The organism is Streptomyces sp. NPDC056373 (assembly GCF_042262425.1).
In the GTDB taxonomy this organism is placed as follows: Bacteria; Actinomycetota; Actinomycetes; order Streptomycetales; family Streptomycetaceae; genus Streptomyces.
The window spans coordinates 131,881-143,407 of sequence record NZ_JBHJPX010000002.1 but is presented as its reverse complement, the minus strand read 5'-3'; the positions used below and the strand labels follow the sequence as shown (position 1 = coordinate 143,407).

The 11,527-nt window shown below is 71.0% G+C and carries 15 protein-coding genes; all 15 read left to right on the top strand.

The window, feature by feature from the left end; translation table 11 throughout:
- Window positions 1-18 precede the first annotated feature (18 nt).
- The gene (gene rpsP / locus ACFCXS_RS04610; RefSeq protein WP_030852064.1) at window positions 19-435 is read left to right on the top strand and encodes a 30S ribosomal protein S16; all 417 of its coding nucleotides are present in this window, start codon (window positions 19-21) and stop codon (window positions 433-435) included.
- A 2-nt stretch (window positions 436-437) separates the two neighbouring features.
- The gene (locus ACFCXS_RS04605; RefSeq protein WP_031107040.1) at window positions 438-677 is read left to right on the top strand and encodes an RNA-binding protein; all 240 of its coding nucleotides are present in this window, start codon (window positions 438-440) and stop codon (window positions 675-677) included.
- Window positions 678-761: 84 nt separating this feature from the next.
- Window positions 762-1,322 (top strand): ribosome maturation factor RimM, encoded by a 561-nt coding sequence (gene rimM, locus ACFCXS_RS04600; RefSeq protein ID WP_376641624.1) that lies wholly within the window; start codon window positions 762-764, stop codon window positions 1,320-1,322.
- Window positions 1,322-2,155 (top strand): tRNA (guanosine(37)-N1)-methyltransferase TrmD, encoded by an 834-nt coding sequence (gene trmD / locus ACFCXS_RS04595; RefSeq protein WP_104781422.1) that lies wholly within the window; start codon window positions 1,322-1,324, stop codon window positions 2,153-2,155. Before rimM ends, trmD begins: the two co-directional genes overlap by 1 nt.
- Before the next feature lie 136 nt (window positions 2,156-2,291).
- A complete protein-coding gene (gene rplS / locus ACFCXS_RS04590) occupies window positions 2,292-2,642 on the top strand; it encodes a 50S ribosomal protein L19 (RefSeq protein ID WP_053668736.1) in 351 nt (116 codons plus the stop codon).
- 45 nt (window positions 2,643-2,687) lie between these two features.
- Complete coding sequence (lepB, locus tag ACFCXS_RS04585) at window positions 2,688-3,413, top strand: signal peptidase I (protein WP_376641623.1); 726 nt, start codon at window positions 2,688-2,690, stop codon at window positions 3,411-3,413.
- Window positions 3,406-4,500, top strand: coding sequence for a signal peptidase I (lepB, locus tag ACFCXS_RS04580; protein WP_376641622.1), 1,095 nt, complete (start codon window positions 3,406-3,408; stop codon window positions 4,498-4,500). The genes lepB (ACFCXS_RS04585) and lepB (ACFCXS_RS04580) overlap by 8 nt, the downstream gene beginning before the upstream one ends.
- Window positions 4,388-5,350 carry a signal peptidase I gene (gene lepB / locus ACFCXS_RS04575; protein WP_376641621.1) on the top strand — a complete coding sequence of 321 codons (963 nt, stop codon included), beginning with the start codon at window positions 4,388-4,390 and terminating at the stop codon, window positions 5,348-5,350. Before lepB (ACFCXS_RS04580) ends, lepB (ACFCXS_RS04575) begins: the two co-directional genes overlap by 113 nt.
- A gap of 51 nt (window positions 5,351-5,401) precedes the next feature.
- The gene (gene lepB, locus ACFCXS_RS04570) at window positions 5,402-6,184 is read left to right on the top strand and encodes a signal peptidase I (protein WP_376641620.1); all 783 of its coding nucleotides are present in this window, start codon (window positions 5,402-5,404) and stop codon (window positions 6,182-6,184) included.
- A complete protein-coding gene (locus ACFCXS_RS04565) occupies window positions 6,174-6,698 on the top strand; it encodes an NUDIX hydrolase (RefSeq protein ID WP_376641619.1) in 525 nt (174 codons plus the stop codon). The genes lepB (ACFCXS_RS04570) and ACFCXS_RS04565 overlap by 11 nt, the downstream gene beginning before the upstream one ends.
- Window positions 6,699-6,754: 56 nt before the next feature.
- The gene (locus ACFCXS_RS04560; RefSeq protein WP_003993268.1) at window positions 6,755-7,063 is read left to right on the top strand and encodes a DUF2469 domain-containing protein; all 309 of its coding nucleotides are present in this window, start codon (window positions 6,755-6,757) and stop codon (window positions 7,061-7,063) included.
- Window positions 7,064-7,139: 76 nt separating this feature from the next.
- A complete protein-coding gene (locus tag ACFCXS_RS04555) occupies window positions 7,140-7,541 on the top strand; it encodes a YraN family protein (protein ID WP_376641618.1) in 402 nt (133 codons plus the stop codon).
- Window positions 7,542-9,167 (top strand): YifB family Mg chelatase-like AAA ATPase, encoded by a 1,626-nt coding sequence (locus ACFCXS_RS04550; RefSeq protein ID WP_376641617.1) that lies wholly within the window; start codon window positions 7,542-7,544, stop codon window positions 9,165-9,167.
- Window positions 9,164-10,324, top strand: coding sequence for a DNA-processing protein DprA (dprA, locus tag ACFCXS_RS04545; protein ID WP_376641616.1), 1,161 nt, complete (start codon window positions 9,164-9,166; stop codon window positions 10,322-10,324). The genes ACFCXS_RS04550 and dprA overlap by 4 nt, the downstream gene beginning before the upstream one ends.
- 271 nt (window positions 10,325-10,595) lie before the next feature.
- A complete protein-coding gene (whiG, locus tag ACFCXS_RS04540) occupies window positions 10,596-11,438 on the top strand; it encodes an RNA polymerase sigma factor WhiG (RefSeq protein WP_376641615.1) in 843 nt (280 codons plus the stop codon).
- The last annotated feature ends 89 nt before the right edge of the window (window positions 11,439-11,527 follow it).

The window sequence follows — 11,527 nt, the reverse complement described above, 5'->3', positions numbered from 1 at the left end:
CCAGGAGAACCCACTCCCGTGGCAGTCAAGATCAAGCTGAAGCGTCTGGGCAAGATCCGTTCGCCTCACTACCGCATCGTCGTCGCCGACTCCCGTACCCGCCGTGACGGCCGGGCCATCGAGGAGATCGGCAAGTACCACCCGACGTACAACCCGTCGGTGATCGAGGTCGACGCCGAGCGCGTGGCGTACTGGCTCGGTGTCGGCGCCCAGCCGACCGAGCCCGTGATGGCCATCCTCAAGAAGACCGGCGACTGGCAGAAGTTCAAGGGCGAGCCCGCCCCGGCTCCGCTGCTGACGCAGCCCGAGAAGGCCGCGCGCCCGTCGTTCGAGGCCATCGGCGGCGACGACGAGGGCAAGGGTGAGGCGATCACCCAGAAGAAGAAGGCCGAGAAGAAGGACGAGGCCGCCGAGTCCGCTTCGACCGAGGCCTGAGCATGCTCGAGGAGGCTCTCGAGCACCTCGTGAAGGGCATCGTCGACAACCCTGACGATGTGCAGGTCGCCTCGCGCAACCTGCGCCGCGGGCAAGTGCTCGAGGTCCGGGTCCACCCGGACGACCTCGGCAAGGTGATCGGCCGCAACGGCCGCACCGCACGCGCCCTGCGTACCGTCGTGGGCGCCATCGGCGGCCGCGGCATCCGCGTCGACCTCGTCGACGTGGACCACGTCCGCTGACGCTTTCGCAACAGCACCGGCTCGGGCCGGGGAGGGCCACTGGGCCGTCCCCGGCCCGCAGTCGTATGACAGGAGAATGGACACGTGCAGCTGGTAGTCGCACGGATCGGCCGTGCCCATGGCATCAAGGGTGAGGTCACCGTCGAGGTGCGGACCGACGAGCCGGAGCTGAGGCTCGGCCCCGGTGCCGTACTCACCACCGATCCCGCATCCGTGGGACCGCTCACCATCGAGACGGGCCGCGTCCACAGCGGCCGTCTCCTGCTGCGCTTCGAAGGCGTCAGCGACCGCACCGGCGCCGAGGCACTGCGCAACACCCTCCTGATCGCCGAGATCGACCCGGAGGAACTGCCCGAGGGCGAGGACGAGTACTACGACCATCAGCTCATCGACCTCGACGTGGTCACCGCCGACGGCACCGAGGTCGGCCGGATCACGGAGATCTCGCACCTGCCCACCCAGGACCTGTTCATCGTGGAGCGTCCCGACGGCAGCGAGGTGATGATCCCCTTCGTCGAGGAGATCGTCGCCGAGATCGACCTCGAGGAGCAGAAGGCCGTCATCACCCCGCCGCCGGGCCTGATCGACGACCGCGCCGAGATCGCGTCCAGCCGGGACGAGGCCTCCGGACAGGAAGAGTCGTGATGCGCCTCGACGTCGTCACGATCTTCCCCGAGTACCTGGAACCGCTGAACGTCTCCCTCGTCGGCAAGGCACGCGCGCGTGGACAGCTGAACGTGCACGTCCACGACCTGCGCTCCTGGACCTACGACCGTCACAACACGGTCGACGACACCCCCTACGGCGGCGGCCCCGGCATGGTCATGAAGACCGAGCCGTGGGGAGACGCACTGGACTCCGTCCTCGCCGACGGCTACGAGACGGGCTCCCGCGCGCCCGCCCTCATCGTGCCCACCCCCAGCGGCCGCCCCTTCACCCAGGAACTCGCCGTCCACCTCTCCGAGCGCCCCTGGCTGATCTTCACCCCGGCCCGCTACGAGGGCATCGACCGCCGCGTCGTCGACGAGTACGCGACACGGATGCCGGTGTACGAGGTGTCCATCGGCGACTACGTCCTGGCCGGCGGCGAGGCGGCCGTCCTCGTCGTCACGGAGGCCGTGGCGCGGCTGCTGCCCGGCGTCCTGGGCAACGCCGAGTCCCACCGGGACGACTCCTTCGCGCCCGGCGCCATGGCGAACCTGCTCGAGGGGCCCGTCTACACCAAGCCTCCCGAGTGGCGCGGCCGGGACATCCCCGACGTGCTGCTCAGCGGCCACCACGGGAAGATCGCCCGCTGGCGCCGCGACGAGGCCCTCAAGCGCACCACCGCCCACCGGCCCGACCTCATCGAGCGCTGTGACCCCAAGGCCTTCGACAAGAAGGACCGCGAGATGCTCTCCATCCTGGGCTGGGCGCCCGACCCGGCGGGGGAGCCGTACGGCCGATTTTGGCGCAGGACCGACGGCGTGGAAGAATAGCCAGCTGTTGTGCGTCCGTCCGGCGTGCGCCCCTGCCACAGGGGGAGACGACGTCCGCCCCGACCCGCACACACCTGATCCCGAAACACCTAGTTTCCGTTGATGACCTGTGGCATCAGCGAGGAAAGCAGACGAAATGTCTCACCTGCTCGACACCGTCGACTCCGCGTCGCTGCGCAGCGACGTCCCCGCCTTCCGCCCGGGCGACACCGTCAACGTCCACGTGCGCGTCATCGAGGGCAACCGCTCCCGTGTGCAGCAGTTCAAGGGCGTCGTGATCCGCCGCCAGGGTGCCGGCGTGCGCGAGACCTTCACGGTCCGCAAGGTCTCCTTCTCCGTCGGCGTCGAGCGCACCTTCCCGGTGCACACCCCGATCGTGGAGAAGATCGAGCTCGTCACCAAGGGTGACGTCCGCCGCGCCAAGCTGTACTACCTGCGCGAGCTGCGCGGCAAGGCCGCGAAGATCAAGGAGAAGCGCGAGAGCTGAGCGCTCTCCGGGGTTCACACCGGAGCCGGATAGCATCTGGCTCCGATGGACACCGAAGCACAGCCCACGGAGCGCGACCGCTCCTCCCGCCCTTCCGGCTCCCGGACGACCGTCTCGGAACCCGCAGGGCCGGAGGACCGGTCGCGTTTCGCGTTGGTGGCGCGTGTCAGCTCCTGGGTCCCGGGCGGCCGGATCACCCTCACCCTGCTGGTCTGCCTGGTGTTCCTGTTGTTGCTCAGCACGTTCGTGCTGCGGCCGTTCCAGATCCCCAGCGGATCGATGGAGCCGGGATTGAGGATCGGGGACAGGGTTCTCGTAAATAAGTTGGCGTACCGTTTCGGTGCCGTGCCGCAGCGGGGAGACATCGTCGTGTTCGACGGGACCGGGTACTTCGGGCACGCGGACTACGTCAAACGCGTTGTCGGTGTGGGGGGAGACCGCGTGGTCTGCTGCGACAGGGAGGGGAGGATCCAGGTGAACGGCCGGCCGGTCGACGAGTCGGGCTTCCTGCATCCCGGCGACAGCCCGTCCGCGGTGCCCTTCGACGTCGTCGTCCCCGGCGGCACCCTGTTCGTCCTCGGCGACCACCGCAGCGACTCCAGCGACTCCCGCGACCACCTCGGCTCGCCGGGCGGCGGCATGATCCCCGTCGACGCCGTGATCGGCCGCGCCGACTGGATCGTCTGGCCGCTCGGTCACGCCACCCGGCTGCACCGGCCGGACGCCTACGCGCGCGTGCCCGACGCCGGCAGGGCGGGCGCCCATGGGTAACCGCGGCAAACCGCGCGGCGTCCCTGCGGGCCCCGCGGAGAACCTGCTGCCCACCGGTGCCCGGCGCGCCGCCGGTCCGTCCGGCAGCGGACGTACGCGGGCCGAGCGCCGTAAGCTCCAGCGGAAGGTCAAGCGGCGCCGCAGGCGCGGAGCCGTGAAGGAGATACCGCTCCTCGTCGGCGTGGCGGTCCTGATCGCGCTCGTGCTGAAGACGTTCCTCGTCCAGGCCTTCGTCATCCCGTCCGGCTCCATGGAGCAGACGATCCAGATCGGCGACCGCGTCCTGGTCGACAAGCTCACCCCGTGGTTCGGCTCGCAGCCCCAGCGCGGGGACGTCGTCGTCTTCAAGGACCCCGGCGGCTGGCTCCAGGACGAACAGCCCACCACGCAGAAGTCCGACCCCGTCGTCATCAAGCAGGTGAAGGAAGGGCTCACCTTCATCGGCCTGCTGCCGTCCGAGAACGAGAAGGACCTCATCAAGCGGGTCGTCGGCGTCGGCGGCGACCGCGTCAAGTGCTGCGACGCGCAAGGGCGGGTGACCGTCAACGGCGTCCCGCTGAACGAGGACTACCTGTATCCCGGCGCCGCCCCGTCCGACACGCCGTTCGACATCACGGTCCCCCAGGGACGGCTGTGGGTGATGGGCGACCACCGGAACAACTCGGCGGACTCCCGCGCCCACCAGGACACCGACTACGGGGGCACGGTCTCCCTGGACGAGGTGGTGGGCCGCGCCATGGTCATCGCCTGGCCCTTCGGGCACTGGAACATGCTGGAGGAGCCGAATACGTACGCCACCGTGTCCGACTCGGCCCCCGGGTCGACCGCTGCTCCCGAACTGTCGCATAGGGTTGCCCCCTACGATCCGAACGGAACGATCCAGCTCCCGACCCCTGCGGAACTCCCGCTCGTTATGGGAGTGGTGGGCCTGCGCCGCGTATGGGGCAGGCGGCGGCACAGAGTGAGGAGTTGGCGTGGGGGATGTGGCGGTCGGCGCACGGTCCGGACACGACGGCGAGGAGCACCGCGGACGCCCCGCGGAATCCGCCGTCCCGGCCGCGGACAGCGCCGTGACCTCCGGGAATGACTCCGGGACAGCCGAGGACGGCAGGGTGACGGGCGAGCACACGACAGCCGAGGACCAGGGACCGGGCGGTACGGCCAGGACACCGAAGAAGCCGCGCTCCTTCTGGAAGGAGCTGCCCATCCTGATCGGTATCGCGCTGGTTCTGGCGCTGCTGATCAAGACCTTCCTGGTGCAGGCGTTCTCCATTCCCTCCGACTCGATGCAGAACACCCTCCAGCAGGGTGACCGCGTCCTGGTCGACAAGCTCACGCCCTGGTTCGGCTCCGAGCCCGAGCGCGGCGAGGTCGTCGTCTTCCACGACCCGGACAACTGGCTGGCGGGCGAGCCGACCACGGACCCGAACGCGCTGCAGACCTTCCTCAGCTGGATCGGCCTCATGCCGTCCGCGGAGGAGAAGGACCTCATCAAGCGGGTCGTCGGCGTCGGCGGCGACACGATCGAGTGCAAGAACACCGGCCCGCTCATGGTCAACGGCAAGGCACTCGACGAGCGGGACTACGTCTACGCCGGCAACACGCCGTGCAGCGTCGACGACCAGGGCGGCCAGTTCAAGGTCAAGGTCCCCAAGGGCTACATCTGGGTCATGGGCGACCACCGGCAGAACTCGCGGGACTCCCGCTACAACCAGTCCGACAAGCACCACGGCATGGTCCCGGTGAAGGACGTCGTCGGACGCGCCGTCGTCGTCGCCTGGCCCATCAACCGCTGGGCCACCCTGCCGGTTCCGGACACCTTCGACCAGCCCGGGCTGAACGCCCAGCCGGCCGCCGCGGGCCTGACGGTCGCGCCACAGGGGATCGCGCTCCTCGGCGTGGTGCCGGTGGTGCTCTGGCGTCGCCGGAAGCAGTGATCCCGACCATGGGCTGACCCCGGCCGGTACCCCCGGGTAGGGTGCGGACCCATGGGTGGCGAGAGCATGACGCACACGGCCCCGCGCAGCGGCGGCTCGGGCACGGGCCCGGTGGGCAGCCGGACCGGACAGCGGTTGTCCGGGCTGGCCGTCGCACTGGGCCTCGTGCTGTTTCTCGGCGGGTTCGCCTGGGGAGCGGTGGTCTACCGGCCGTACACCGTGCCCACGAGTTCGATGACCCCGACGATCGACGCGGGCGACCGGATCCTGGCGCAGCGTGTCGACGGCGGCGAGGTGCGCCGCGGTGACGTCGTCGTCTTCAAGGACGCGACCTGGGCCAACGCGCCGATGGTCAAGCGCGTGGTCGCCGTCGGCGGCGACACGGTCTCCTGCTGCCAGGACGGCAGGCTGAAGGTCAACGGCAAGGAGATCGACGAAACGTACCTGCCCAAGGGCACACCGGCCGAGATGAGCAACTTCCCGACCGTGACCGTCCCCAAGGGCCGGCTGTTCCTGCTCGGCGACGAGCGGGGCAACTCCGTGGACTCCACGGCCCACCTGACCGATGCCGCCAGTGGCACGGTGGCGCGCTCCGCGGTGGACGCCCGCGTCGACACCGTCGTGTGGCCCATGAAGGGCATGCTGCAGGCCCCCACCGGCTTCGAGCCGCTCGGCACCCTCTCCTCGCCCGGGCCGCTGCGGACGATCACCCTCCTCGTGATCGCCGGCGCCGTGCTCGTCCTGGGCGGAGGCGCCTACGGGCCCATCGCCAAGCGTACGGGCGCCGCCCGGGCCCGGCGGGAGAGCGCCGCGGAGCCCGCAGGTGTCCGCTGAGGCCACGGGAGCGGGCCAGGACACCTACGAGGGCGGGCTGCGCCGGGTCGCCCGGGTCGTGCTGCTCGACCCGCGGGACCGCATCCTGCTGCTGCACGGGCACGAGCCGGACGACCCGGCCGACGACTGGTGGTTCACCCCCGGCGGCGGTGTGGAGGGCGAGGAGACCCGTGAAGAGGCCGCACTGCGGGAACTCGCCGAGGAGACGGGCATCACCGAGGTCGAGCTCGGCCCGGTGCTGTGGCGTCGGCGGTGCTCCTTCCCGTTCGCGGGCCGCCGCTGGGACCAGGACGAGTGGTACTACCTGGCGCGTACGGACCGCACGACGGTGGCCGCCACCGGGCTGACCGAGCTGGAACGGCGCAGTGTCGCCGGAGCGCGCTGGTGGACGTGTCCGGAACTGAGCCGGGCACATGAGACGGTGTATCCGACCAGACTCGCCGGGCTGCTGCGCACGCTGCTCGACGAAGGTCCCCCGGCCAGGCCAGTGATCCTTGACCCGGAAATCGTCTAGGGCCGCACAGGACTGGCGCACAATGGGGGGATCGCACGGCTGAAGGGGAACATGCCATGAGCGCCGAGGACCTCGAGAAGTACGAGACCGAGATGGAGCTGAAGCTCTACCGGGAGTACCGCGATGTCGTCGGTCTGTTCAAATACGTGATCGAGACCGAGCGACGCTTCTACCTGACCAACGACTACGAGATGCAGGTGCACTCGGTCCAGGGTGAGGTGTTCTTCGAGGTTTCCATGGCGGATGCCTGGGTCTGGGACATGTACCGGCCGGCGCGGTTCGTGAAGCAGGTACGGGTCCTCACGTTCAAGGACGTGAACATCGAGGAGCTGAACAAGAGCGACCTGGAGCTGCCGAGCGGCTGAGGTTCCCCGCGCGGGTGAGGGAGTTGTCCACAACCGCTGAGCCGTCCACCAAGATCCACTTTGTGGGGACGGGTGCGTGATCGTTGGCGCCGGAGGTGGTGCCGACATGACCGCACATCTGGCGCGCAGTGCCATGGGCAAGTACGGGGAGGGTCTGGCCGCACGGCGGCTGACCGAGGCCGGTCTGACGGTCCTGGAGCGCAACTGGCGCTCCGGCCGGACCGGCGAGATCGACATCGTGGCCAGGGACGGGGACGTCCTGGTCGTCTGCGAGGTGAAGACCCGCAGGGAGGGTCCCTTCCAGCATCCGATGGCGGCCGTGACCCCACGGAAGGCGGAGCGGCTGCGGAGCCTGGCCGAGCGGTGGATCCAGACCCACGGGGGCGCACCTCCCGGAGGGGTCCGCATCGACGTGGTCGGGGTACTGCTGCCGGCCCGCGGAGCCGCCGTGGTCGAGCATGTGCGGGGGGTGGCCTGAATGGCATTCGCCCGCACGTGTTCGGTCGCCCTGGTCGGCGTCGAGGGCGTGGTCGTCGAGGTCCAGGCCGACCTCGAACCCGGCGTCGCGGCGTTCACGCTGGTGGGACTGCCCGACAAGAGCCTCACCGAGAGCCGGGACCGGGTGCGCGCCGCGGTCGTCAACTCGGGCGCGACCTGGCCCCAGAAGAAACTCACCGTCGGCCTGAGCCCGGCTTCGGTGCCGAAGTCCGGCAGCGGCTTCGACATGGCCGTCGCGGCAGCGGTCCTCGGCGCGGCGGAGCGCATCGACCCGAGGGTCCTGGCCGACATCGTGATGATCGGCGAACTGGGCCTGGACGGGCGTGTGCGGCCGGTACGGGGGGTCTTGCCCGCGGTGCTGGCGGCGGCCGATTCGGGGTACGAGCAGGTCGTGGTGCCGGAGTGCGCGGTGCCGGAGGCGTCGCTGGTACCGGGGGTCTCGGTGCTGGGGGTGCGGAGCCTGCGGCAGCTGATCGCCGTTCTGGCCGACGAACCCCTGCCCGACGAGGAACCGGACGAGCAGGGCCGCCCGGACCCGCTCCTCGCCGGGCTGCGCATGCCGGGGACCGGCGCGGCCACCGGCATGCACAGCGCCGGCGCCTCCCCGCTCGATCACGGCCATGACCTGGCGGACGTGGTCGGGCAGACCTCGGCACGCACCGCCGTGGAGGTGGCCGCGGCCGGCGGGCACCACCTCTTCCTCCAAGGGCCGCCCGGCGCCGGCAAGACGATGCTCGCCGAACGGCTGCCGGCCATTCTGCCCCCGCTCGGCCGGCAGGAGTCACTGGAGGTCACGGCGGTTCACTCGGTGGCGGGCCTGCTGCCCCCTGGTAAGCCGCTGGTCGACGTCGCCCCCTACTGCGCCCCGCACCACTCGGCCACGATGCAGGCCCTCGTCGGCGGCGGCCAGGGCATCGCTCGGCCCGGGGCCGTGTCCCTGTCTCATCGCGGGGTGCTCTTCCTGGACGAGACGCCGGAGTTCAGCGGCCAGGCCCTGGACGCCCTGCGCCAGCCGCTGGAGGCCGGGCACGTCGTGATCGCGCGCAGTGCCGGAGTGGTGCGCTTCCCCGCGAAGTTCCTCATGGTGCTCGCGGCCAATCCCTGCCCCTGCGGCCGGTTCTCGCAGCGGGACGACCTGTGCGAGTGCCCGCCCTCGGCGATCCGCCGCTACCAGGCCAGACTCTCCGGTCCGCTGCTGGACCGGGTCGACCTGCGTGTCGAGGTGGACCGCATCACCCGCACCGAGCTGACCGCCATCGGCGCCAGCGGCGAATCGACCGCGACGGTCGCCGACCGGGTGCGGGCGGCCCGGGAACGGGCCGCCGAGCGCCTCGCAGGCACCCCCTGGTGCACGAACAGCGAGGTGCCCGGCCGTGAGCTGCGCAGCCGCTGGTACGCCGAGCCCGGCGCCATGGACGAGGCCGAGCGGAACCTGGAGCGAGGTGTCCTGACCGCCCGGGGCCTCGACCGCGTCCTACGCGTGGCCTGGACCGTCGCGGACCTCGTCGGCCACGACCGGCCCGGCGCCATGGACGTCGCCCTGGCACTCCAGTTGCGCACGGGCGTGCCGCGAGGCGTCCCCATGGCCATCGGGGCACTGACATGAGCGTCGCCGGTGCAGCGGACGACGACCTGCTCTGCCGGGTCCTCCTCACCCGCGTCATCGAGCCCGGCGACGAGGTCGGTGGGCGGTGGGTGCGGGAGCTGGGGGTCGGGGAGGTGGTGCGGCGGTTACGGGAGGGCGGCACCGTCCTCCCGGGCGTGAGTGGGAAGCGGTGGGCCGGGCTGGTGGCCAGGGCCGAGGCCGCCCGGCCGCGCCGGGATCTGGCGGCCGCCCGGGACGCCGGCGTGCGGTTCGTCGCCCCCGGGGACGCTGAGTGGCCCGGACAGCTCGACGATCTCGGGGACGCCCGGCCTCTCGGGCTGTGGGTGCGCGGGCGGGCCGGTCTGCGGATGTGGGCGCTGAAGTCGGTCGCCGTGGTCGGTTCCCGGGCCTGCACCGAGTACGGGGCCCACATGGCCGCCACCCTCGCCGCCGGGCTCGCCGAGCGGGGCTGGGTCGTGGTGTCGGGCGGAGCCTACGGAGTCGACGGTGCCGCCCATCGCGGAGCCCTCGGAGCCGGCGGCGCCACCGTCGCCGTCCTCGCCTGCGGCGTCGACCGGCCCTACCCCCGCGGCCACACCCAGCTGATCGGCAGGATCGCCGAACAGGGGCTGGTGATCGGCGAGCTGCCACCCGGGGACCACCCCACGCCGAGCCGCTTCATCCTGCGGAACAGGGTCATCGCCGCGCTCACCCGCGGCACGGTGGTCGTCGAGGCGGCCCACCGCAGCGGCTCCCTGGTCACCGCGCGGGCGGCGCAGCGCCTCGGCCGGCACACGATGGGCGTGCCGGGCCCGGCCACCAGCGCCCTCTCCGCCGGGGTGCACGATCTGCTGCGCGGGGAGGCCGTCCTGGTCACGGATGCCGCGGACGTCGTGGAACTGGTCGGCGGCATGGGGGAACTGGCCCCCGACCGGAGAGGCCCCGTCCTGCCCCGTGACCTGCTGGAGCCGGCCGCCCGGCAGGTGCTCGACGCGCTGCCGGGACGCGGCACGGCCGGGCCGGACGAGATCGCGCGCTCCGCACAGACCGCGCCGGACGACGCGATCGCGAGACTGTACGAACTCCGAGCACTCGGTTACGTCGAACGACACGGCGACGGCTGGAAGTTGACACGCCAGGCGGTGATGTCGGTCCGTGACGCTCGCCGGCCGTGCTGACGGCCTGTGTTCGGCCGTCCGGGGGAACCCCGACATCCCTTGGAAATGCGCCCAGTTGGGGCCCTGCGGTGATCACACCCGGCGACCGCGCCACCCCGAGGGGGCGTCCTGAGGAACGTATCTGCGCCCGCCCTGGCCTCCGCCCTTCGCGCACCGCGACGCCGCAGTCACGCTACGCTCGCGAGGATCCCGACACGACAGGCAACTCGACATCAGACAGACAGCTCACCCCGGCAGCACCACTCCGCAGCAGAACGGCACAAGGCGACGAATGCCCCAGCACACCTCCGGGTCCGACCGGGCGGCGATCCCCCCAGCCGCCCGTGACGGTGGCAGCGTGCGGCCGCCCGCTCCCTCGACGCTCGACGAGTTGTGGCGGTCGTACAAGGCGACGGGGGACGAGCGGCTGCGGGAGCAGCTGATCCTGCACTACTCGCCGCTGGTGAAGTACGTCGCCGGGCGGGTCAGCGTGGGCCTGCCGTCCAACGTGGAGCAGGCGGACTTCGTCTCGTCCGGGGTGTTCGGGCTGATCGACGCGATCGAGAAGTTCGACATCGACCGGGAGATCAAGTTCGAGACCTACGCGATCACCAGGATCCGCGGCGCGATGATCGACGAGCTGCGGGCGCTGGACTGGATCCCCCGTTCGGTGCGGCAGAAGGCACGCAACGTGGAGCGGGCGTACGCCACGCTGGAGGCCCGGTTGCGGCGGACGCCGACCGAGAGCGAGGTGGCCGGCGAGATGGGCATCGCCGTCGAGGAACTCCATGCGGTGTTCAGTCAGTTGTCGCTGGCCAACGTGGTGGCCCTGGAGGAGCTGCTGCACGGGGGCGGTGAGGGCGGCGACGGGCTCAGCGTCATGGACACGCTCGAGGACACCGCCGCCGACAACCCCGTCGAGGTCGCCGAGGACCGGGAGCTGAGGAGGTTCCTGGCACGGGCGATCAACACGCTGCCCGACCGGGAGAAGACCGTGGTCACGCTGTACTACTACGAGGGCCTCACCCTGGCCGAGATCGGGAACGTGCTGGGGGTGACCGAGAGCCGGGTCAGCCAGATCCACACCAAGTCGGTGCTCCAGCTGAGAGCGAAACTGGCGGGCTTCGGCCGCTGACCTGGCCGGATACTCTCGGGCCGGCATCAACCACTCCCGCGTGGCGGGGTGCGTCCGTAGAGTGTTGACGTGCCAAGGATTCGAGCGGC